This is a genomic window from Rhodococcus sp. C1 (assembly GCF_020809065.1).
In the GTDB taxonomy this organism is placed as follows: Bacteria; Actinomycetota; Actinomycetes; order Mycobacteriales; family Mycobacteriaceae; genus Rhodococcus_F; species Rhodococcus_F qingshengii.
The window spans coordinates 3,215,943-3,242,730 of the sequence record NZ_CP078080.1 but is presented as its reverse complement, the minus strand read 5'-3'; the positions used below and the strand labels follow the sequence as shown (position 1 = coordinate 3,242,730).

Below are 26,788 nucleotides of genomic sequence, written 5' to 3'. Positions count from 1 at the left end.
TTCGGCTGCGCTCTCGCAGGATCGCCACATGGTTTCCACTCGATATCGAGGCGGTGCGATGTTTCTCTTCAATCCCCGAGCCACACTTCCCGGCGCTGATCGTGACAACGCTGATCGTCACAACGCTGTGTGGGGGTGGTCGTGATGGATACCGACAAGAGGATCGACCCGCTCACCGGATCGCGAAGCCTGCCGGCAGGAGCGTTCCCCCTGTCTGCGGTGCAGCGCAGCATGTGGTTTGCGCAGCAACTTCACCCGACGGTCCCGTACTTCATCGCGCAGTACATCGAGTTCCACGGCGATTTGGACATGCAACTGCTCAGTCGCGCCGCGGTGGAGGCTGCCCACGAGTTCGAATCACCGTTTCTACGGTTGATGTACCCGGATGGGGAGCCCTGCCAGATCGTGGACTTCACGATCGACCCGGGCATCGACTACTTCGACTTCCGCGAGCGTGAGAACCCTCGGCAGGCTGCCTCGGAGTGGATGGACAACGATTACGCGACGACGCTCGATCTGACTCGCGATCGTCTCGTCGAGATGACAATTCTTCAAACTGGTGATCGGGATTACCTGTGGTACACCAGGATTCATCACGTCGCTCTCGACGGTTACAGCGGTATGACGATCGTCAATCGGATTGCGGCGATCTACACCGCAGCCGTCGAAGGTCGAGAACCTGCGGTGAACAAGGCGCTCGACGTCACGACGCTGTCCGAGCTCGACCAGAAGTACCGCGAATCGAGCCGATTCGAAGCCGACCGCGAGTACTGGGCCCAGCGTGTGTCGGGCGTCGAACACGGTTCGACGTTGGCCACCCGTGAGGGACCCCCGACTGCACGCAGTGAACTCGTCAGTGCCGCGATGTCGGCGGACAGCCTTGCTGCCTTGGACGAGTGGAATTCACGTTCCGGTGCAACTCCGGCCGCAGTGTTGATTTCGGCACTGGCGTGCTACCTGTCCCGCAGTACCGGCTACGACGACGTGCTGATCAACCTGCCGGTTTCCGCGAGGACGACGGCACCGCTGCAGCGGTCCGGCGGAATGCTGGTCAACGTCGCGCCGCTACACATCCACGTAAACCCGGACGAAAGTGTCGACGATCTGGTCGGGCGCGTGCAACTCGAACTTCTCGGTGCGCTTCGTCATCAGCGATGCAGCCTCGAGGACATCCGGCGTGATGCCGGTCTGACCGTCGGCGACGCGCGTCTGTCCGGCCCGATGATGAATGTGATGCTCTTCCGGCAGGAGATAACCCTCGGGCCACTGACCGGTGAGTATCACATCGTCACGTCGGGTCCGGTCGAGGATCTGCTGGTCAACGTGTACCAGAGCGGCGATCCGGCGCAGACGTTGATCGACTTTCGCGGAAACCCCAATCGCTACGGCCACGACGAACTGGCCGAGCACCACCGGGCGTTCACCGAGTTGGTCGCAGAACTGACAGCAGCACCGGCCGGTACGCCGATGAACCGGATTCATCCGGCAAGTGCCGAGGCAGGGGCGCGCAGTGCACAGCGCAGGGAACTCGAGCGGTTCTGGGCGAGATACCTGGGGGACTCCGACGAGGGCTCCACACTGGACCTCGAGACACTGGGCCTCGAGCGAATCGACGCCGAATCGGAGCCCACCGGTACGAATCGGCTGAGCGTCCCACTCGATCCCGCGGTCGCCGAACTTGCGCGCACGGAAGGCGTCTCCCTCTTTGCCGTTGTCCATGCCGCATTTGCTTCGTTGCTGTCGAGATCGACCGAGCGCCGGGACGTGCTGATCGGAACGAGGACCGAGTGGGGAACTTTGCCCCTGCGCTGCGAGGTCGATCCGGCGGCACCGTTCGACGAGTTCGTGAGTTCTCTTGCTCGAGAACGCGATACGTTGTCGATTCGATCGGCGGCAGGTGTCCCCGCACTGCCCGAGTTGCACGTCCACCTCAACGACGGCTCGCAGGAGACCACGATTGCCGGCCTCGACGTGGCGATCGACGTCCACGCAGATACCGGCGCCCTCGAGGTTGCGTACTCCACGCAGCACTACGCCGAATCCACGGTCCGAGCCTTCCTCTCGCGACTGGTGCGGATCCTTGCAGGCGCAGCAGCAGCCCCGCGAACGCCGGTCGGAGACCTCGATCTCCTCGACGACTTCGAGCGTGAGTCCCTGGTACCGGCGCGGGGAGCGACCGCGTCCTCCCCGTTGACCCTCCCCGATATTCTCCGCCGGGCCTCGGCTGTGAACCCCGATGCCCCAGCGCTCGTATTCGGTGATCGTGAGGTGAGCTACCGGGATCTCGACGCCGAGTCGAACACACTCGCCCGTGAACTGATCAACAGGGGAGTCGGCCCCGGCACCTATGTCGCCCTTGCGCTGTCGAGGTCTCTCGAATCGGTGACCGCGACGTGGGCGGTGGCCAAGACCGGCGGTGCCTTCCTCCCGATCGATCCGCACTACCCCGAGGATCGTGTTCGGCACATGCTCACCGATTCGGGAGCTGTAGTCGGAATCAGTGTGGGGGAGCACCATGGCGGGCTCGCCGATTCGGTGGATTGGCTGCTCCTCGACGAACTGGACACCTCGCACCATTCCGATGCACCGGTCGTCGACGCCGAGCGGCGTACGCGCCTGAGCTACGACGATCCGGCATACCTCATCTACACGTCCGGCTCCACCGGTGTCCCCAAAGGCGTCGTGGTCAGTCACCGCGGGCTGAGCAGCTTCGCCGACGAAGAACGAGTCAGGTTCGGAGTCGAACCTGGAGACCGCACCCTGCATTTCTCTTCGCCGAGCTTCGACGCTTCGGTCCTCGAACTCCTCCTTGCCTTCGGGGGCGCGGCAACGATGGTGATCGCGCCGCCCACCGTGTACGGCGGCGACGAACTGGCACAGGTGATGCGTATCGGACGGGTCACCCACGCTTTCGTCACCCCGGCCGCGCTGGCAACAGTCGATCCCGCCGGCCTACCGGATCTACGAGTGGTCGTGACCGGCGGCGACGCATGCTCACCCGCGCTGGTGGATCAGTGGTCACACGGACGCTCGATGTTCAACGCGTACGGACCGACCGAAACCACCGTCGTCGCCACTCTGACCGGACCGCTGAGCAGCGATGTTCCCGTCACCATCGGGAAGCCGATGCGCGGAGCCGCAACCGTCCTCCTGGACTCGCGGCTTCAACCGGTGCCGATCGGTGTCGCCGGCGAGCTCTATGTGAGCGGTGTCGGTTTGGCGCGCGGGTACCACGCGCGTGCCACGATTACGGCCGAACGATTTGTTGCCGACCCCAACGGTGTTGCGGGAGAGCGCATGTACCGCACGGGTGACCTCGCGCGGTGGAACGGCGAGGGTGAGCTGGAGTACCTCGGCCGGAGCGACTTCCAGATCAAGATCCGCGGTTTCCGCGTCGAGCTCGGCGAGATCGACGACGTGCTGCGCCGCCACCCGAGCGTCGCACAGGCAGTCACCGCCGGAGTTGCGGGCCCGAGTGGGGAAACACTGTTGGCGGCGTACGTCACGGCGGCTGTGGGCACACACATCGACAACTCCGAGCTGGTCGCCCACGCGAGATCTTCGTTGGCAGCCCACATGGTTCCGGCGCGGATCGTCGTCCTCGACTCCATTCCGTTGACTCCGGCAGGAAAGATCGACAGGAAAGCGTTACCGGACATCGATTCTGTGGGCGGGTCGGCTGAATACCGTGCCCCCGAGACCTCGACCGAGAAGCGAATTTCGGCGGTGTTCTGCGATCTGCTCGGTATCACCCGGGCGGGAGCAGACGACAGTTTCTTCGACCTCGGCGGTGACTCGTTGATCGCGACCCGCGTCGTGTCGCGAGTCAACGGAGCTCTCGGAACGACGCTGAGCGTTCTCGACCTCTTCGAGGCGCCGACCGTCTCCGCTCTGGCAGCACGTGCCGACCTCGCGGACTCGCGGAACACACGTGCCCCGGCACTGACGCGTATCGATCGCCCTGACCGGATACCGGTATCTCTGGCGCAGCAACGAATGTGGCTGACCAATCAACTCGATCCGAGTTCGCCGGCGTACAACATTCCGATCGCGGTTTCGATGACCGGCGATCTCGACGTCGATGCACTGTTCACCGCGCTGCGGGACGTGATCGTTCGACACGAGATCTTGCGGACCGTTTTCCCCGAGAGTGCGCGTGGCCCCGTCCAGCACGTTCTCGGTGTGGACGAGATGTTCGATCATCTCGAGGTGGAAACGGTGCCTGCCGCAGCGACCTCGGCGCGGGCGAGTGAGCTCGCGCGAGAGGGATTCGACGTCAGCGAATCGGTGCCGATCCGCGCGACTCTGCTCGAGGTGAACGAACGCGAGCACACCTTGGTCCTCGTCGTGCACCACATTGCAGCAGACGGCCTGTCGATGGCGCCGCTGGCTCGTGACGTGATGGTGGCGTACGCCTCGCGGGCGAGCGGACGCGTGCCGGCGTGGCTGCCACTCGAAGTGCAGTACGGCGATTTCAGCGAGTGGCAACGCGGAGCGCTCGGTGAAGCGTCCGACCCGGATTCTATTCTTGCCGAGCAGTTGCGGTTCTGGTCGCACACGCTCACCGAACGCGGTGAGCTCGCGGAACTGCCGATGGATCATCCGCGCCCTGCGGGTGTCTCGCTCCGCGGTGACGATCTCGATTTCCGGATCGACTCCGCGACGTACCGCCGGGTCGGCGAGATCGCGGCGCGCAGCGACGTCAGCGTGTTCATGGTGATCCACGCCGCGCTGGCCGTCCTGCTCAGCCGAGAATCCGGAGCGAACGACATCACGATCGGCACTCCGGTGGCCGGGCGGAGCGAGCGCGCTCTCGACGACGTCGTCGGAATGTTCGTCAACACGGTGGTGCTGAGGACGGTTCTCGAGGGGGGACTCACCTTCGGTGAAGTTCTCACCCGCGTCCGCGACGTCGACGTGGCGGCCTTGCAGCACACCGAAGTGCCGTACGACGTACTCGTCGAATCCCTCGCAGACAACCAGGCGCCGCTGTTCCAGGTGATGCTGGTGATGCAGGGCGCCGCTCCCACCGAGGTCACTTTGCCCGAGCTCGAGGTCACGGTCGACGAACTGTCGACGGGCGCGGCAAAGTTCGACCTTCAGGTCATTCTCACCGACCGCGGCGACCATCTCGACGGCCAGTTGAACTACGCCAGCCAGCTTTTCGACTCGGACACCATGTCCGGCCTCGCTGATCGCTTCACGATGCTCCTCGACGCGGTAGCTGCCTACCCGGAATCCGTCGTCGGCGACGTCGATCTCACAGCTCCGGGCGAGGCGGAACTGGTCCTCGAGCGTTGGAATGCCACCGAACACGCCGTACCGATCACCACCCTCTCGGACCTGGTGGCGGAGCAGGCAGCCCGGACACCCGAGGGGGCCGCGCTGGTCTTCGGCGAGCGGACACTGACCTATGCGGAGTTCGACGCGAGGGTCGGTGAACTTGCCAGAACCCTCATCGCCCGCGGGGTCGGCCCGGACATGCGCGTCGCGGTGTCGATTCGACGGTCACCGGAACTACTCGTCGCGGTCCACGCCGTGATCCGTGCCGGTGCGGCATACGTCCCGGTGGATCCCGATCATCCCGCCGAGCGCATCGCGTACGTCTTCGACATCGCGGAACCGATCTGCGTGCTGAGCCGGCCCCAGGACCACGGCGCTCTTCCCGCGCGAGTCCCGATCGTGGACGTCGATCTCGATCGTCAGGTGTCCACGACGGCGCCGATCACCGACGCTGATCGGCTCGGACCCCTCCGCCCGGACAATGCTGCTTACGTGATCTTCACGTCCGGATCGACGGGTCGACCGAAAGGTGTTGCAGTATCACACCGTTCGATCGTCAATCGCCTGCTGTGGATGCAGGACACGTACCCCCTTCACGCGTCGGACGTGGTGCTGCACAAGACCCCGGTGACCTTCGACGTCTCGGTGTGGGAACTGTTCTGGCCCCTGCAGACCGGCGCGCAGTTGGTGATCGCGGAACCGGACGGGCACCGTGATCCCGGGTACCTGTCGGCGTTGATTGCCGAAAAAGGCGTCACGACGGCGCACTTCGTTCCGTCGATGCTCGCGGAATTCGTCGCTGCCGCGACTGCCGGGCAGTGCGCGAGCCTGCGTCAGGTGTTCTGCAGCGGTGAAGCGCTCGCGCCTACCACTGCGGAGGCGTTCACCCGTCTGAGTTCTGCGGGACTGTTCAACCTGTACGGACCCACGGAGGCTGCCGTCGACGTCAGCGCCGCCGAATTCACCCCCGACATGACCGTCACCGTTCCCATCGGTGCGCCCGTGTGGAACACCCAGCTCTATGTCCTCGACGGGCGGCTGCATCCGGTTCCGGTCGGCGTTCACGGCGAGCTGTATCTGGCGGGAGTGCAACTGGCGCGTGGATACCTCGGGCGCAGCGATCTCACCGCCGACAGGTTCGTGGCCGACCCGTACGGCCCGTCTGGCACCCGGATGTACCGAACCGGTGATGTCGTCCGGTGGCGCGCCGACGGGCTGCTCGACTATGTCGGTCGACGCGATTTCCAGGTCAAGATCCGCGGGCAGCGCATCGAACTCGCCGAGGTCGAAGCAGCATTGCTCAGGCTGCCCGGTGTCGCGCAAGCTGCTGCTCTCGTCCATCACGACGACGTGGTCGGTGACAGTTTGGTCGGCTACGTCATCGCCGACACCGGCACTTCGATCGACACGGACGGCCTACGCACCGAGTTGAGAGGTCTCCTTCCGGCCTACATGGTTCCCGCTGTGGTCATCGCCCTCGACGTGTTCCCTCTCGGTTCGACCGGCAAGCTTGATCGAAAGGCTCTGCCCGCGCCCAGCTTCGACAGCTCGCAGACGTATCTGGCGCCGCGAACACCGCTCGAAGCGCAGTTGGCGGCGATCTTCGAGGAGCTTCTGGAATCCGGGGCAGTCGGTGTTCACGACAACTTCTTCGAGATCGGCGGAAACAGCCTCGTCGCTGCACGCGCTGTGGCGCGCGTGAACGATTCGCTGTCGTTGAACTTGTCGATCAGAGAGTTGTTCGACGCGCCGACCGTTGCGCAGTTGGCGGTCGAGTGCGCCACGGCACGAGGGGGACCGGCAGTCCTTCCGCTCGAGGCATTGCCGCGGCCACAGACGATCCCGCTGTCGCTGGCACAAAAGCGCATGTGGTTCGTCAATCAATTCGACGTCACGTCCGCGGCGTACAACGTCGCCATAGCGATCAGGCTGAGAGGCCGGTTGGACGTTGCCGTGTTGGAGGGCGCGATCACCGACGTGCTTACTCGCCACGAATCGCTGCGCACGCTGTTTCCCATGATCGAGGGAGTGCCGGCGCAAGTGATCGTCGAACCCGGTGAAGCGTTGGGCGCGCTGCCGGTTGTCGCCGCAAACGCCGAAGCGGTACTCGGGGAGATCGAACGTCTCACCTCGAGGGGCTTCGACGTCACGCAGGCTCCACCGATCAGGGCGGAACTGATCGAGGTCGACGAAGAAGATCACGTCCTGACCGTGGTCGTCCATCACATCTGCGCCGACGGATTCTCGATGGCACCGTTGGCGTTCGACGTGATGAGCGCGTACTCGGCAAGGCATCGAGGTGAGGCGCCCGACTGGTCTCCTCTTCCGGTCCAGTACGCGGACTTCGCCATCTGGCAGGAAAGGGCTCTCGGTCGGATCGACGAAGCGGACAGCACTCTTGCAGGTCAGCTCGAGTACTGGACACGTCAACTGGCGAGTGTTCCCGAACTTCTTGCGCTCCCCGCAGATCGACCGCGTCCGCGTGTGCAGGATCTCTCGGGCGGCGTCGTTCGATTCGACATCGATGCCGGCATCCACCGCCGTCTGAGCGAAACCGCGATCGAACACCGAAGCAGTATGTTCATGGCGGTACACGCCGCATACGCAGTGCTCGTGGCGAGATTGTCCGGCATGGAAGACATCACGATCGGCTCACCGATCGCCGGGCGCGGAAATGCCCTACTGGATCCGATGGTCGGTATGTTCGTCGGCACGTTGGTCCTGCGCGCCGACGTCGACCCCGCCGCCTCGTTCACCGATCTGTTGGCCAGAGTTCGCAGCACCGACCTCGACGCCTTCGCTCACGCAGACGTCCCCTTCGAGCGCGTCGTCGATGCGCTGGCTCCGGAGCGGTCGACGTCGCATTCACCGTTGTTCCAGGTGATGCTGGAGTTCAAGAACACCACTCGGCCAGCAGTTCGTCTGACGGATTTGGACGTCGAGGTCCTCGAACTCGAATCCGCCGTCTCGAATTTCGATCTGCAACTCACGCTTGCCGAGACCTTCGACGACGACGGCCGGCCGGCCGGAATCGAGGCCGGGTTCACCTACGCGAGCGCCCTGTTCGACGAGTCGACCGTCGAAGGTTTCGCTCGATACCTGGTTCGGATTCTCGGTGCTGTCACCGAGTCACCGCACACGCCGGTCGGCGACATCGATCTCGTGAGTGATCTCGACACGATTCGCGCCGTCGCACCGGAACTTCCCGAGCAGGTTCACTTCTCGACGTTGCTCGAGCGGAAGTACGTCGACGAACCGCAGAGGGCTGCACTGATTTTCGGCGACCGCCATCTGACCTACTCCGATCTGGACCGCCGCGCCAACCGGCTTGCACGACTGTTGATCAGCCGCGGGGTCGGTCCGGAATCCGTTGTCGCCCTGGCATTACCACGCTCACTGGAATCCGTGGTCGCGATCTGGGCGGTTGCCCGGTCCGGCGCTGCATTCGTACCCGTCGACCCGGCGTATCCCGTCGACCGCGTGCACCACATGATCAACGACTCGGGAGCGGGCGTCGTTCTCACCACCGCCGAGCATGTGGGTGTCGTCCCCGACGAGGCAGACGCCGTTCTGCTCGATCAGGCAAAGACACTCGCAACCCTCGAACAGATCGGTGATCAGCGGATAGATGCCTCGGAGCTGCTGGCTGCGGTGTCCCTGGACAACCCGGCCTATGTCATCTACACCTCCGGTTCCACCGGCGTCCCCAAAGGCGTCATGGTCACTCACCGTGGGCTTTCGGCACTCGCCGAGCAGGAACGCAGTCGCTTCCGCGTCGAGTCGACCTCGCGCACGCTGCATTTCAGCTCACCGAGCTTCGACGCCTCGATTCTCGAACTCCTGATGGCTGTTGGTGCCGGGGCCACGATGGTCATCGCCCCACCGAGCATCATCGGCGGAACCGAACTGACGAGTCTGATCGCCGACCAGCACGTCACGCACGCCTTCATCACACCAGCCGCACTGGCCACGGTCGATCCGAGCGGACTGAACGAGCTGGTGTGCATCGGAACCGGCGGCGACGTCTGCCCACCCGACCTCGTCGCCGCCTGGGTCAGCGATCACCGGATCATGATCAATGCCTACGGACCAACCGAATCGACGGTCGTCGCCAGCATCACCGAGCCGATGTCCCCGACCGATCGAGTCACGATCGGTCGCCCGTCGACCGGCATCACCGCGTGGGTCCTCGACAATCGCCTGCACCGCGTCCCGGTCGGAGTGACGGGAGAGCTGTACGTCAGCGGCGACGGACTCGCCCGCGGTTACCGAAACCGCGCCGGCACGACCGCCGAACGATTCGTGCCCAATCCCGCGGGCAGTGCGGGCACACGGATGTACCGAACCGGCGACCTCGCCAGGTGGAACAAGAACGGCGAACTCGAGTACCAGGGTCGAGGCGATTTCCAGGTCAAGATTCGCGGATTCCGCATCGAACTCGGCGAGATCGAGGCAGTTCTGGCTCGCTATCCCGGCGTTGCACATTCCGTGGTGACCACGCTCGAACGTGACGGAGGCGCCGCACGGATCGTCGGATACGTCGTGCCTGCCAACGACGCTCAGACTGTGGATCCCGAGGCCGTCATCGCGTTCGCGGGCTCGGCTCTGGCCCCGTACATGGTTCCTGCGGTCGTGGTCGTTCTCGACGAACTGCCGATGACTGCCAACGGAAAGCTCGACCGCCGAGCCCTGCCGGTTCCCGACTTGCGAGCAACCCAGGCACGCTCGCGGGCCGCCGAATCCGATACCGAACGCACGCTGGCCGCCTTGTTCGTCGATGTCCTCGGTGTCGAATCGGTGGGCGTCGACGACTCGTTCTTCTCGATGGGCGGCGATTCGATCATGTCGATTCAGCTCGTCGCCCGTGCCCGCGATGCCGGGCTCGTCTTCACCCCGCGTGACGTCTTCGAGGTGAAATCGGTCGCCGGTCTTGCGGTTTTGCTGGCATCGACCAAGGACGACGAACCCGAGGTGCTCGAGGAACTTCCCGGAGACGGCGTGGGCCTCGTGCCGTTGATGCCGGTGGCTCAGTGGTGGCTCGACCGGCTCGGCTCCGATCTCCGGGGTCTCGATTCGTTCTCCCAAGCGACTCTTCTCAACGCGCCGCACGGGCTTCACAGTGTGGAGCAGTTGACCGCGGCTCTTCAAGTTGTTCTCGATCGTCACGACATCCTTCGCGCACGCCTCGAGCTCGACGGCGAGCGCAGGCTTGTTGTCGGCGAGCCGGGATCTGTTGCAGCCGAGGATATTTGCCGGGTGATCGAGGTAGAGGCCGAGCCGGGCACCGCGGTGTTCGACGCGGCGATCGTCGACGCACTGGGCGGTGCGCGTCGAGAACTCGACCCCGGCCGGGGCGTGATGGTGCGGGTCGTCTGGTTGTCCGGCGTGCGCAACACCGGCCGGCTGCTCCTGGTGATCCACCACCTCGCCGTCGACGGTGTCTCCTGGCGCGTCCTCGTGCCGGAACTTGCGTCGGCTTTCCACCGCATCGATGCAGGCGAGGAACCGGAGCCGTCGTACTCGGGCACGTCGGTTCGTCGTTGGTCGCATGCGCTCCGCGACATCGCGCCCGATCGAAGAGTCGAATTGCCCCGGTGGCGTTCGATACTCGAAGGTGCCGACCCGCTGATCGGAACCCGGCCGCTGGACCCGCGGCTCGACACGTTCGATTCGGTCGGCCGAGTTGTCGCCGACGTACCCGTCGAACTGTCCGACACAGTCCTGACCACGCTTCCGGCGCTTTTCGGTGGATCAGTCAACGACGGTCTCGTTGCTGCTCTCGCACTGGCACTGACGCAGTGGAGGCAGGCACAGGGCATACGAACCGACAACGTACTCATCTCGATGGAGGGCCACGGACGCGAAGCTCACGTGGTGCCCGGTGCGGACGTCCTGCACACGGTCGGCTGGTTCACCAGCGTCTTCCCGATGCGGATCGACCTCGCCGGCATCGACATCGCGGAAGTGATGAGCAGCGCCCCAGAGGCAGCGGTGGTGCTCAAGCGTGTCAAGGAAGAACTCTTGGGTGTTCCGGACAGCGGGATCGGCTACGGAGTTCTGCGTTACCTCGACGAGGTGGGTCGAGCGGAACTCGAAGACCTCCGCCAACCGCAGATCTCGTTCAACTATCTGGGCCGTTTCTCCGGCACCGAAGCAGGAGAGTCACTGGGGGACTGGGCACTGGCCCGGGACGTCGATCTGGAAGCGGCAGCGCGGTCCGAGATGCCAGTGGGTTCGGTCCTGGACGTCAACGTCGTCACCACCGAGATCTCGGGCGCACCGCACATCGGTGCCACTATCGCCTATCCCACCGGCGTACTGGCAGAGCGCGATGCTCGCGCCATCGCCGACCTCTGGGTGCAGGCGTTGCGCGCGCTGGCCACCTATGCCGAACACAGCGAACGCGGGGGACTCACCCCGTCGGACATCGACCTGATCGACCTCGACCAGGATTCCATCGACCACCTCGAGCGCGAGTTCCCGACACTGACCGACGTCTGGTCCCTCTCACCACTGCAATCCGGACTGCTCTTCCACGCCCGCTACGCCGAACACACAGTCGACGCGTACACCGTCCAACTCGCACTCGAACTCGACGGCGTCGACGCGTCCAGGTTGCACCGCGCCGCACAGGCACTGCTCGACAGACACGAGAACCTACGCGCGGCGTTCACGACCGACACCGGTGGACGATCGGTGCAGGTGATCAGCGCCGACGTTGACGTGCCGTGGACCGAGATCGACATCTCTCCGTTGGCCCCCACCGAACAAGCGACCGAGATACGCGAGCTTCTCCATGCGGATCGGGTCCGCGGCTTCGACATGGCCACTCCGCCCCTGCTGCGGTTCCTGCTTCTGCGAACCGGTGACGACGCGTATCGGCTGATCCTGACCAACCACCACATCCTCCTCGACGGATGGTCGATGCCGCTGCTGGTCCGCGACCTACTGACGCTCTACGCGACAGACAGTGATCACAGTGCCATCCCACGCGTACACCCCTACCGGGACTATCTGAGCTGGATCAGCACTCGCGACGACAGCGTGTCGATCGAAGCCTGGGGCGAAGCACTCCGCGGACTCGACGACCCGACGCTGCTCACCGGAACTCACGCCGTCGACGAGGACGGCGCTACCTCACGCTCGACGACCACAGCGCTCGGAGAACGTGAGACGGAACTTCTGCGTGGATTCGTCCGCTCCCGTGGCCTGACGACAGCCTCCTTGATCCAGGTGGCCTGGGGAATCGTGCTCGCCGAACTCCTCGGCCGCGACGACGTCGTCTTCGGTGGAACCGTCTCCGGCCGACCACCCCAGGTGTCCGGCGTCGAGTCGATGGTGGGTTTGTTCATCAACACCGTCCCCGTCCGAGTTCGCCTCGATCCGCGAGAGTCCCTGGCGGCGCTGTGCGTTCGCGTCCAAGCGGAACAGGCGCGGTTGTCCGATCACCATCATGTCGGGCTTTCGCATATCACTTCGGCTGTGGGGTCCGCTGCATCGTTCGACACGCTGACTGTGTTCGAGTCGTATCCCGTCGACCGCGGTGGACTCTCCTCCGGTACCGACATAGCCGGAATGCACGTTCTCGACGTCCACGACGCCGAGGATGCCGCGCACTATCCACTCGCGATCGTTGCCTCTGCGGCAGACGGGCGACTGCGGCTCAAATTCGAGTATTTCCCGGGAGTCCTGGGCGATCACGACATCGACGCGATCGCCGACCGGCTGCTCCGCACCCTCGAGCTGATCACCGCGCAACCGGATCTCCCGCTGGCGAAACTGCGCCTGATGCCGGATTCGCAAGTGCAGCAATTGGTTCCCGCGCGCGGCCGGCAGGGCCGCTCGGTCAGGACACTCGATCGCATCTTTTCGGACACCGCGAGCAGATTCCCCGAACGGGTCGCACTGTCCTGTGGTGAGAGAAAGATGACCTATCGAGAGCTGGACGAGGCGTCGAACCAGTGGGCGCGCGTGCTCATCTCGGAAGGCGCCGGCCCGGACTCACGGGTGGCGATCTGTGTGGAACGCTCCTTCGAATCCGTCGCAGCGGTCTGGGCGATCACCAAGACCGGCGCCGCCTTCGTGCCGATCGATCCTCGCTACCCGAGTGACCGGATCTCGTTCATGCTCGAGGACTCGGCATCCTCGCTCGGATTGACCACGGCTGCCCACAGACCCGGCGACGGCGGTGTGACGAAGTGGCTCGAACTCGACGACCCGACGAGCATCGCTCGGCTCTCCGGAGTATCCGCGGCGCCGCTACGCGAGGACGAGCGCCGGGGAACCCCGCGGTTGGAGAACACCGCCTACCTCATCTACACCTCGGGCTCGACCGGCCGACCCAAGGGCGTCGTCGTCACGCACACCGGTCTCGAGAACTTCGCCGACGAACAGCGTCATCGCTACGGTCTCACCGAGAATTCACGCGCACTGCATTTCGCCTCTCCGAGCTTCGACGCCTCCGTTCTCGAGTACCTGCTCGCCTTCGCCGTCGGCGGCGAACTGGTCGTAGCTCCCACCACCGTCTACGGAGGAACCGAACTGGCCGACGTTCTCCGCGAGGGACATGTCACCCACGCGTTCATCACGCCTGCAGCGCTGACGTCGGTGGATCCCGAGGGAATCGACGAACTGACCACCATCACGGTGGGCGGCGAGGCGCCCTCGGCGGACCTGGTGCGCACCTGGGCGCCGGGAAGATCGTTCGTCAACGTCTACGGACCCACCGAAACCACCATCTCCTGCAACCTCAGCGACCCCATCCCGGCCGGCGAGAAGGTCTATCTCGGACCGCCGAACCGCGGATTCAGCGAGGTCGTCCTCGATCGCAGACTTCAACCGGTGTCCGTCGGAGTTCCCGGCGAACTGTATGTCGCCGGAGTCGGACTCGCGCGCGGCTATCACGGGCGCTCACCACTGACAAGCGAACGATTTGTCGCCAACCCGTACGGCGAGCCGGGGGAGCGGATGTACCGCACGGGCGACGTGGTGCGCTGGCGCAGCGACCGCACCATCGAGTACCTCGGACGCAGCGACTTCCAGGTCAAGATCCGCGGCTTCCGTATCGAACTCGGCGAGGTCGACACGGCGTTGGGTCAGCTGCCCGGCGTGGAGTACGCGGTCACGTTGGCGGTGCGCGGACCCTCCGACGAGCAGGCCTTGGCGGCATATGTCGTCTGCGACGACGAACGCCGGGTGAGCGCCGAGGACATCCGGGCGGCGGCACGGGAGCTACTGCCGGCACACATGGTGCCCGCAAGCGTCGTCGTGCTCGACGAACTACCGCTGACCGGCGTCGGCAAGGTCGATCGGGCTGCTCTTCCGGCGCCTCGTTTCGACACCGATGCCGAAACACTCACTGCACCGGCCACCGAGTTGGAACGGCTGGTGGTGGGCGTTTTCGAGGACGTGCTCGGAGTGTCTCCGATCGGTATCGACACTCACTTCTTCGACGTCGGCGGAAACTCACTGACCGCGACCCGCGTCATCGCCCGCGTCAACGCACTTCTCGGCACCGACATCGGCGTTCGAGGATTGTTCGAGTCTCCGACAGTTCGGCAGCTGTCTCGTCTGGCGGAGAGCGTCGGCCGCGGCGAGAACCCCAGACCACCGTTGACTCGGCGATCCCGCCCGGACCCACTGCCCGTGTCACTGGCACAGAAGCGGATGTGGTTCCTCAACCAGTTCGACGTGACGTCCCCCGCCTACAACGTTCCCCTGGCAGTGCGCCTCGACGGCGATCTGGACTTCGCCGCATTGCAGGCCGCGGTAGCGGACGTACTGGGGCGCCACGAGAGCTTGCGGACGAAGTTCCCCTCGATCGACGGACAGCCGGTTCAGCAGGTGATGTCCAGCGACGAGGTCATGCCGATCCTGGAGCCGGAAATCGTCACTGCTGCCAGAGTGTCCGATCGAATCCTCGAGCTGGCCTCGGCAGGCTTCGACGCCTCGGCCGAAGTTCCGATCCGCTGCGCGGTCCTGCGCGTCGACGGGGACGAGCGCAGGCACGTACTCGTGATCGTCGTCCACCACATCGTCGCCGACGGGTTCTCGATGAACCCCCTCGCAGCGGACGTGGCAGCGGCTTACGCGGCCCGCAGTGCCGGCAGTGCGCCGAACTGGTCGGAACTGGCCGTGCAGTACGGCGACTTCGCTGTGTGGCAGCACGAAGTGCTCGGCTCCGAGGAAGATCCGGACTCGGCTCTGACCCGTCAGCTCGATTACTGGAAGGACCGACTCGCGGGACTGGGCGAGCCGATCGCGTTGCCGACGTCGTTCCCACGTCCGGCAAAGCCGTCCATGGTCGGCTCGGTCCACCGGTTCGCGGTATCGCCGCAGACCCATCGGGCGCTGACCGACCTGGCACGTGAGCACGGCACCACCATGTTCATGCTCATGCACGCAGCACTGGCGGTACTTGCGGCGCGCCTGGCCGGTACCGAGGACATCGCCATCGGGACACCCGTCGCCGGCCGCGGCGAGGCCGAACTCGATCACCTGGTCGGTATGTTCGTCAACACTCTCGTGCTGCGAACACAGATCACGCCCGACGCGTCGTTCGAGGACGTCCTCGCCCAGGTTCGCGAAGGCGACCTCGGCGCGTTCCAGCACACCGATTTGCCCTTCGAAAGGTTGGTCGACGCACTCGACCCGGAACGCTCGACTTCGCACACTCCGTTGTTCCAGATCCTCATCGAGTTCCGCAACAATGCACTCCCACAACTCGAATTGCCGGGGCTGTCGGTCTCGGGAGTCGAGTTCGACCTACCCGTCGCCAAGTTCGATCTGCAACTCTCGGTCACCGAGCGTTACGACGCGGATGGCGGAACGGATGGCATCGACGCCGAATTCATCTACGCCACAGACCTGTTCGACGGTGACTTGATCGATTCGTTCTCACGCAGACTGCTCACCATCCTCGAGGCGGTCTCCCGAGAGCCGTCGACTCCTACCGGTGACATCGACGTCGTGAGCGCCGACGAGCGTCGACAGATGCTGACCGAGTGGAACACTCACGCCGAACCGGCTCCAGCGGACAACATCGCGGACCGATTCTTCGAGGCTGTTGCAGCACATCCGTCGTCGACCGCGGTCAACGACAGCGACGGCGCCATGACGTACGCCGAACTGGACGGGCGCGCTAACCGCCTGGCGCGGCTCCTGATCGGCCGCGGTATCGGTCCGGAATCCGTGGTTGCCGTTGCAATGCCCAGAACCACCGATCTCGTGCTCGCCCTCGTCGCCGTCATCAAAACCGGAGCGGCATACCTGCCGGTCGACATCACCTACCCGGCCGAGCGCATGCGGTTCCTCTTCGACGACGCGCGGCCGGTATGCCTGGTCACGACCGGAGACTTCCGAAGCGACCTACCATCGGAGATCATCGAATCCGGCATAGACGTCGTCGAACTCGGATCGCCGGAGATCGCGGTACGCCTCGATCACTCCGCGCCCCGTCGCATCACCGACGCGGACCGGACGACACCACTTCTGCCCGACGCGATCGCGTACATCATCTACACGTCCGGATCCACAGGGCGCCCCAAAGGTGTCCAGGTCAGCCACCGAAACGTCCTGACTCTGATGGACAACACCGCCCCGACGTTCGGGTTCGACGACACGGACGTGTGGACCATGTTCCACTCGTACGCATTCGACTTCTCCGTCTGGGAGTTGTGGGGGCCGCTGCTACACGGCGGCCGACTGGTCGTCGTCGACTACTACACGACCAGATCACCGGACATGTTCCACGAACTGCTCCGCCGTGAGCGAGTGACGGTCCTGAACCAAACGCCCACCGCCTTCTACCAACTCGCCGAAGCCGACCGTGCGTACTCACCGAACGGCACGGATCCCGACCTTGCACTGCGTTACGTCGTCTTCGGTGGCGAAGCGCTCGACCTCGGGCAGTTACGCAAGTGGTACGACAGGCGGGCCGACACGGCTCCGACGTTGGTCAACATGTACGGGATCACCGAGACGACAGTGCACGTCAGTCGAATCGCACTCGACCGCAACGACAGCGAGCACGCGTCGGCGAGCATCATCGGGCGAGCAGTACCGGGATTGTCCGTCTACGTACTCGATCGGCGACTGAACTTGGTACCACCAGGTGTCGTCGGCGAAATGTACGTCGCCGGTGATCAGGTGACTCGGGGATACCTCGGGAAACCCGCATTGACTTCGGTGCGGTTCCTTCCCGATCCATTCGGTAGTTCGGGGGATCGAATGTATCGGAGCGGGGACCTGGCGAGGTGGAACGACGCGGGGCAGTTGGAGTACGTGGGCCGCAGTGATTTCCAGGTGAAGGTGCGTGGTTTCCGCATCGAACTCGGAGAGATCGAAGCCGCAATGCTCCGCTGCCCCGGCGTCGCTGCCTCGGTAGCACTTGTTCGAACGGAGGGAGCGTCACCGCGGATCGTCGGGTACGTGGTCGCCGAAACAGGCAGTACCGTCGATTCAGCGACGGTGACCGACTTCGTCGCCGCCGAACTCGCGGAGTACATGGTGCCCACCGTGATCGTCGTCCTCGAATCGCTTCCACTGACGGTCAACGGAAAGCTCGACCGACGCAGCCTCCCGGCTCCGGACTTCACCGTCACGGGAACAACCGAGGCGACGCGGGCGCCGGCCACCGCTACCGAAGCGGTCCTCGCGGACCTCTTCGCGGAGGTGCTGGGTCGGGGCAGTATCGGAGTGGACGATTCCTTCTTCGGTCTCGGCGGCGATTCGATCATGTCGATCCAACTCGTCTCACGGGCGAAGTCCGCAGGCCTCGTCTTCACTCCGCGGGACGTCTTCGAAGCGAAGACCGTGGCCGGCCTCACCAAAGTGCTCCTCATCGAATCATCGGAAACGGCACCGGTTCTCACGGAGCTACCCGGCGGGGGAGCCGGCCCGCTACCGCTCACGCCGATCATGGAGTGGCTCGTCGAACGCAGTCGCGGTGACCTGAGCACGATCCGCAGTTACAGCCAGAGCGCGCTGATCGCACTGCCCGCGGATGTCTCCGGCCCCGCGCTGGAACGAGCATTGCAAACGATCCTCGATCGTCACGACGTGCTGCGGGCGCGCCTGGACGCCGCGACTCACCAACTCGAGATCCGCGAGCCAGGGAGCATCACCGCCCCCGACATCCTGCGCCGAACCTCCATCGTGTCCACCAGCGGCGAAGAATTCGTCGCCGCTGCGGAAACCGCGATGCAGGACGCATCCAGCCGCCTCGATCCCGAACACGGGAAGATGATCAGCGCAGTCTGGTTGGATCCCGTCAGCTCGAACGGCAACCGGGCCGAAGCCGGACGGTTGCTCCTGGTCCTTCATCACCTCGCGGTCGACGGTGTGTCCTGGCGCATGCTCGTCCCGGGCCTGGTCACTGCTTATGCCTCGGCGTTCGACGGAGAAACACCCATACTTCCGCCGGGCGGAACGTCGATACGTCGCTGGGCGACAGCGCTCGCCGAGACCGCTGCGCAGCGACGCGACGAGATCGACCTGTGGTCGAGAATGCGGACCGACGAGCCATTGCTCGGGGCACGCGGGCTCGACCCAGCCGTCGATGTCGGAGCCACCGTCGACCGAGTCAGCGTCGACGTTCCGACCTCCGTGACCGAGAACGTCATCTCGACGGTGCCTCAGCATTTCGGAGGCTCGGTGAACGACGGACTGCTCGCTGCTCTCGCGATTGCCGTCACCGCCTGGCGTCGATCGCGCGGACAGCGCAGCGGGGAAGTGCTCGTCAACCTCGAAGGGCACGGCCGCGAGGAGAACGCCGTACCGGGCGCCGACCTCTCGCGCACGGTCGGCTGGTTCACCACCTTGTTCCCCGTCCGGATCGATCTCACCGGACTCGATGTCGTCGATGCACTGGCCGGGGGATCAACCGCCGCCTCCGCCGTGAAACTCGTCAAGGAAACGCTGCTCGGCCTGCCCGACAACGGAATCGGGTTCGGCATCCTGAAGTACCTCGATCGAAACGAGGAACTTCGTGAGCTGCCCACGCCGCAGATCTCGTTCAACTACCTCGGACGATTTGCCGGCTCGGATCCCGAGCACGGCGAAGTGCCGTGGCTGCCGATCTCGGAAGTCACCCTCGACGAAGCGCACAGCGGCGAATTGGCCGCCGCGTCGGTGCTCGACATCAACGCCGTCACGACCGATACCGCACACGGTCCGATTCTGCGCGCTACGTGGTCCTTCCCCCGCGGCATTCTCAGCGAGGCCGAAGTCACCGAACTGGCGGAGCTCTGGGCCCGAGCACTGGGCGCACTGAGTGAATACGTGGAGGAACACTCCGAGCGCGAGCTCACGCCCACCGATCTCGATCTCGTCACCGCGGATCAACAGAGCATCGAACAGCTCGAGCGCAGATTCCCCGACCTGACCGACATCTGGTCACTGTCACCTCTGCAGTCGGGCATGCTCTTCCACGCCCAGTTCGACGAAACCGAAATCGACCCGTACATGGTGCAACTGACCCTCGAGCTCGGGGGTCGGGTGGAGGCGCCGCGCCTGCGCCGCGCCGCGCAGGCCTTGGTTGATCGTCATCCGAGCCTGCGCGCGGGATTTGTCTCCGCACCGGGAGGGCGGGCACTGCAGGTGATCCGTTCCGGTGTCGACATCGGCTGGGCCGAGATCGACCTGTCCGGAGCCGAAGACAGCGAAGTCGCGTTCGGTCAGCTGCTCGAACGCGATCGCGCTCATCGTTTCGACATGGAAACAGCCCCGTTGATCCGCTTCATGCTCGTGCGAATCGGACCGGACACAGCACGCCTCGTCGTGACGAACCACCACATCCTGCTCGACGGCTGGTCCACCCCGCTGTTGCTTCGAGACCTGCTCACTCTCTACGCAACCGACGGTGACCCCGAGATTCTGCCCCGAGTTCAGTCGTATCGCGACTATCTCTCCTGGATCTCGAAGCAAGAACCCGAGACTTCGCTACGGGCGTGGCAAGAAGCGCTACGGGGCGTCGACACGTCCACCCACCTCTCGAGGGCAGACACCGCCGCCGAAACCGTGGCAAGTGAAATCCACTCGTACTCGCTGCCGACCGAACGAACCGAGACTCTTCGGGCGTTCGCGCGAAGCCGCGGCCTGACCATGGCGACCCTGGTACAGGTGGCATGGGGAATCGTGCTCGCCGAACTTCTCGGACGCGACGACGTCGTCTTCGGCGGAACGGTCTCAGGACGCCCACCACAGGTGCCCGGCGTGGAATCGATAGTCGGCCTGTTCATCAACACGGTGCCTGTCCGAGTCCGCCTCGACGCCCGAGAAACCCTCGCCGAACTGGCCATTCGCGTCCAATCCGAGCAAGCGTCATTGCTCGACCACCACCACATCGGACTGTCGGACATCGCCGGAGCAGTCGGCGCCGCCGGTTCCTTCGACACCCTGACGGTATTCGAGTCGTATCCCGTCGACGAGACAGCCCTGACCGCCGAAACCGACATCGCGGGAATGCACGTTCTCGGCATCGACGGACGCGACTCGGCGCACTATCCGATTGCCGTGGTGGCGTCCGAAAGTGACACGCTGAATCTGAAGATGGAGTACTTGCCGACGCACTTCTCCGCCCGCGAAGTCGCCAAGATCACCGAGCGCGTGGGCATCGTCCTCGGGCAACTCGCCTCGGCACCGGATCAGCCGCTGGCCCGTCTGCAGGTTCTCACGGAGTTCGAGAGCCGTGATCTTGCGCCGGTCTTCGGCTCCCCGGGGCGCTCCGCGCGAACGCTCCCAGAGATTCTCGCCGACGTCTCTGCCACCTATCCCGACCGCATCGCGCTCTCGGCCGGCAGCCGTTCCATGACCTACGCCGAACTGGACCGGCGCTCGAACCAGTTGGCCAGAGCCATGATTCGCCGCGGCGCCGGGCCCGAGACGTCGGTTGCCATCGGCATCGAAAGGTCCGTCGAATCCGTACTCGCGGTGTGGGCGGTGGCCAAGACCGGCGCAGCGTTCGTCCCCGTCGACCCCACCTATCCGGCTGACCGAATCGAACACATGCTCAGCGACTCCGAGGTGTTGTTCGGGTTGACCGTCGTCGACGCCATCGACACACTTCCACCCATCGTGTCCTGGTTGGTGCTCGGAGAAGAGGCATTCGACGACGACGTCGCCACCAGTTGCACGCTGCCGATCACCCAGGACGAACGGCGTGCACCGGTGGTCATGGACAACGCCGCCTACGTGGTCTACACCTCGGGATCCACCGGCCGACCCAAGGGAGTTGTCGTCACCCACACCGGACTCGACAGCTTCGCACTCGACCAGCAGCGTCGATTCCACGCAGATCACCACTCTCGAACCCTGCACTTCGCCACCCCCAGCTTCGACGGAGCCGTCTTCGAGTACCTGCAGGCATTCGGTGTCGGAGCAACCATGGTGATCGTCCCGACCGACATCTACGGCGGCGCCGAACTGGCAAGTCTCATCCGCCGCGAACACGTCACTCACGCGTTCGTCACCACGGCAGCACTCGCCACCGTCGACCCGGCCGGCCTGGACGAGTTCCGGCACGTCGTCGTCGGGGGAGAGACACTACCGCCGCATCTCGTCGGCCTCTGGGCTCCCGGACGAGAATTCGTCAACGCCTACGGCCCGACCGAGACAACCGTCATGGCAGACATCAGCGAACCCATGACAGTGGGCGCACCCATCACGATCGGTGGACCGATCCGCGGCGTGCACGAGATGATCCTCGATTCGCGCCTGCAACCTGTACCCGTCGGAGCTCCCGGTGAGCTGTACATCGCCGGCATCGGCCTGGCTCGCGGATACCACCGGCGTCCCGGCCTGACCAGCGAGCGATTTGTCGCCGACCCCTTCGGCAAGCCAGGCGACCGGATGTACCGCACGGGCGACATCGTCTCCTGGCGAAGCGATCACACCATCGAATACGTCGGGCGTAGCGACTTCCAGGTCAAGATTCGCGGATTCCGCATCGAGCTCGGCGAGGTCGACGCCCAGATCACCGCAATGGCGAGTGTCACGAATTGCGTGACACTCGGCGTCGACGGACCGGCCGGCGCCACAGTTTTAGCGTCCTACCTCACCGTCGAGGAAGGATCGACGCTGACCGGGGCAGAGATCACCGCGCACCTCGCCGGACGTGTTCCCTCGCACATGGTTCCGGCCAGCATCATGATCGTCGACGAGCTACCGCGCACCGCGGTCGGCAAGCTCGATCGAAAAGCGTTGCCGACGCCGGAGTTCACCGGAACCGGTGTGGAATTCCGGGCGCCCGGCACCAGCCTCGAACGTCGGATCGCCGATGCGTTCATCGACGTACTCGGCGTCGAACGGGTCGGCGTCGACGACAATTTCTTCGAGCTCGGCGGCAACTCGCTGATCGCCACTCGCGTGGTCTCGCGGCTCAACTCCGCACTGAACATCGACGTCGGGGTGCGCGTGCTGTTCGAGGCACCGACGACGGCTCAGCTCGCCGAACGGCTCTCCAGCGCTGTCACTGCCGTCGGCACTGTGCCGCTCACTCCCATGGAGCGCAATGGCAGCGTCCCGCTCTCGTTGGCGCAGAAGCGCATGTGGTTCCTGAACCAATTCGACACACGCTCAGCCGCGTACAACATCCCACTAGCTGTTCGCCTCACCGGTGACCTCGACGTCACGGCCATGCAACAGGCCATCGCCGACGTCGTCGAGCGGCACGAAACACTGCGGACGGTGTTCCCCGCCGTCGGCGGCGATCCGATTCAGCAAGTGCTCACCGTCGACGAGGCAGTACCGCCGGTCCGTGAAATGACGTTGGGGGAGGACGAACTCGCAGAGCGCATGCAACGACTCGCCACGACCGGCTTCGACGTGTCGGTGGACCTGCCGCTGCGCGTGGCACTGTTCCGACTCGACACCGCTGAACCCGTTCACATTCTGTTTGTCGTGGTCCATCACATCTGCGCCGACGGTTCGTCGATGGCGCCGCTCGCACGCGACGTGATGACGGCCTACCTGGCGCGTACGGCAGGGACCGAGCCCACGTGGGCGCCACTCGAGGTGCAGTACGCAGACTTCACGTTGTGGCAGCATCGCGTCCTCGGATCGGAAGACGACCCGGAATCCGTCATCAGTCGCCAATTGCACTACTGGAGTGAGCAACTCGCCGGACTCGACGACGTCATCGCACTGCCCGCCGACCACCCGCGACCCGTGCAACAGACCTTCCACGGTGACCGATTCACCTTCGACATCGACGCGAACACCCACCGCGCCCTCGCGGACCTCACCAGGGCAAACGGTGTCACGATGTTCATGGCGCTGCACGGCGCGCTCGCAGTGCTGATGTCCAAGTTGTCGGGCGCCGACGAAGTCACCATCGGCACACCGATCGCCGGCCGAGGTCAGGCAGCGCTCGACCATCTCGTCGGAATGTTCGTCAACACACTGGTCCTGCGAACCAGCGTCGATCCCGACATCACGTTTGCCGACCTGTTGGAGCACGTCCGGGAAATCGACCTGGCCGCATTCCAGAACTCGGACCTGCCATTCGAACGGCTCGTCGACGTCATCAACCCAACCAGATCCACGTCGTACTCACCGTTGTTCCAGGTCGCCCTCGAACTTCAGAACAACGAACCCGCACATTTCCACCTACCCGGCCTCGACATCGACGGACTGACCGTGGAAACCAAATTCGCGAAGGAGGACCTGGAGCTGATCGTCGACGAGAAGTTCGACGAGTTCGGCATCCCGGCTGGGATGTCCGCAGCCTTCGACTTCGCAACCGATCTCTTCGAACCCGCCACCATTCGTCGGTTTGCCGACCGACTGCGCCTGATCCTGGACGCTGTCGGACGCGAACCCGCAACACGTATCGCCGACATCGGCATCCTCGGCGCCGATGAAACAGCTGCCCTGGTGCCGGCATCCGGTGCCGCCGCGACTCGAGCGCGGGTGTGGCCGGAGATCCTCGCCGAAGCAGTCGCCTCGAACCCGGATGCCCCAGCCCTCTCGAGTCGCGAGAGGTCGATGACCTACCGCGAGCTCGACGAGGAATCGACGAAGCTGGCGCGCGCACTGTGTCGGCGCGGCGTCGGTCCCGAAGATTTTGTGGCGCTGGGTCTGCCGCGGTCCACTGCGGAGATCGTCGCGATCTGGGCGGTCACAAAAACCGGTGCAGCGTTCTTGCCGGTCGACCCGAACTATCCCGACGATCGCATCAACCACATGCTCGACGATTCGCGGGCCGTACTCGGCATCACCGACGACGCTCACCGCAGTCAACTTCCCGACACGGTCGAGTGGATGGTCCTCGATGAAGCCGAGACCGTCGACGAGATCGACGCCCAGAGCGCAGCCGCGATCACCGATCGCGACCGCACGATCCCCTTGCATCACGGGCATCCCGCGTACCTGATCTACACCTCGGGTTCAACCGGGAAGCCGAAGGGCGTCATCGTCACCCACCTCGGGTTGTCAAACCTCAACGCCGAGGAACATCAGAGATTCAACGTCCAGCCCTATTCGCGGATCTCTCACCTGGCATCACCGAGCTTCGACGCCTCGGTCTTCGAACTCATGATGGCGTTCGGCAGCGGAGCGTGCCTGGTCGTCATCCCACCGACGGTCTTCGGCGGATCCGAGTTGGCCGAAATCTTTGCCGACGAACACGTCTCACACGCGTTCATCACTCCGACCGCGCTCAGCTCGATCGAAAGCTCCGCGCTACCCGAACTCCGCGTACTCGCAGTCGGTGGCGAGGCCTGCCCACCCGAACTCGTGGACATCTGGGGCCGCGACCGTCGCATGTTCAACGGATACGGACCCACCGAATCCACCATCCAGGCCAGCGTCAGTGAACCCATGCGGCCGGGCAAGGACATCAACATCGGACGACCGGCCATCGGCTTTGCCGGACTGGTCCTCGACGGGCACCTCAAGCCCGTGCCGGTGGGAGTCATCGGGGAGCTGTACGTGACCGGCCCCGGACTCGCCCGGGGATACCACAATCGTCCCGACCTCACCGCCGACCGATTTGTCGCCGATCCGTTCGGCGAACCAGGCCAGCGGATGTACCGCACGGGCGACCTGGTGCGCTGGCGCTCCGACAGCACCCTCGAATACCTGGGCCGCAGCGACTTCCAGATCAAAGTCCGCGGATTCCGCATCGAGCTCGGCGAAATCGACTCTGTCCTGATGGCACACCCATCCGTCTACTTCGCCGCCACACTCGGGCACGAAGCGCCGTCGGGGGAGACGATGATCGCCTCCTACATCCAGCCCGTGGAAGGACAGACCGTCGACGACTGGGAGCTTCGCCGCCATCTGTCTTCTCGCCTGCCCGCGCACATGGTTCCCGGCGCGATCGTCGTCGTCGACCGCATTCCGGTGACACCGGTCGGCAAGCTGGACCGCAAGGCACTGCCGACCCCGAGCTTCGAGCGACGCACGGTCCCGTACGCACCGCCGACAAACAACACCGAACGAACGGTCGTCGACATCTTCGAGACCGTGCTCGGGCACGAGCACATCGGCGTCGACGACGACTTCTTCGAACTGGGCGGAACGTCGATCGTGGCCACTCGCATCACCATCGAACTCGAGAAGCGTCTCGGGATGCGAGTGCCGTTGCAATCGCTTTTCCTGGATCCGACACCTGCCGGAGTCGCCCGGGCTGCCGACGGAATGGACGCACACTCGCCGGACGATTCGTCGGATCTTCTCGCCCCGATGATCACGCTGCGCGCCGGATCCGATCGTGCACCACTGTTCTTCGTCCATCCGGGTATCGGATTGTCCTGGGGTTACGCAGAATTCGTCAAGCATCTCGAGCTGGATCAACCCGTCTACGGTCTTCAGCTACCGTCCCTGAGCGGCGGGCCCAGCTTCGACTCGCTGACCGAACTCGCCGACGACTACGCGAATCGCATTGCAGCCGTGGCATCGACCGGCCCGATCCATCTGGCCGGCTGGTCGCTCGGCGGCGTGATCGCACACGCCGTGGCACACAGCCTCACTCGGAGCGGACGTGACGTGACTCTGTCGATACTCGACAGCTATCCGTCGTCGGATTCCGATCAGCCCGCAGAACTCTCGGTCTCCGAACTACTGGCCGGGCTCGCGATGCCGGCGGGATCCAAGACGGTCGAGACCTTCGAAGAAGCGGCGGAATTGCTGGAGCAGACCCTGGGTGCCGGAATCGGAATCGAAGCGGAGCATCTGGCGCGGATCAGTCACGGTTACTCCCACTCCGTCGAATTGACGAATCGGCACCAACCGCCTGTCCACGTTGGAGCCATCGAGTTCTTCGTAGCCGGAAGATCTACGGAGAACGGACACGATGTCGCCGAATGGCGAAGGTTTGTAGAAGGGGACATCCGAGTCACCGAAGTCGATTGCGAACACAACCAGATGATCGAACCGGGTCCGGCGGCAACCATAGCTGTACGATTGCGAGAAGTTATCGCTCAGTGGGGTGTCTGAACCAGGTTCGACATGGGTATGAGTGAAACACACAGGGTGATGGACCCCGGGTGGGTCCGGACGAGGG

The 26,788-nt window shown here is 64.5% G+C and carries 1 protein-coding gene; it reads left to right on the top strand.

Features of this window, described 5'->3' with window-relative positions:
* Positions 1-144 precede the first annotated feature (144 nt).
* Positions 145-26,721 (top strand): non-ribosomal peptide synthase/polyketide synthase, encoded by a 26,577-nt coding sequence (locus tag KTR60_RS14860; RefSeq protein WP_228400992.1) that lies wholly within the window; start codon positions 145-147, stop codon positions 26,719-26,721.
* Positions 26,722-26,788: the final 67 nt, after the last annotated feature.

Bases quoted from the DNA above. Each gene is read 5' to 3' on its own strand.
- KTR60_RS14860 (WP_228400992.1), top strand. From the start codon at position 145: ATGGATACCGACAAGAGGATCGACCCGCTCACCGGATCGCGAAGCCTG.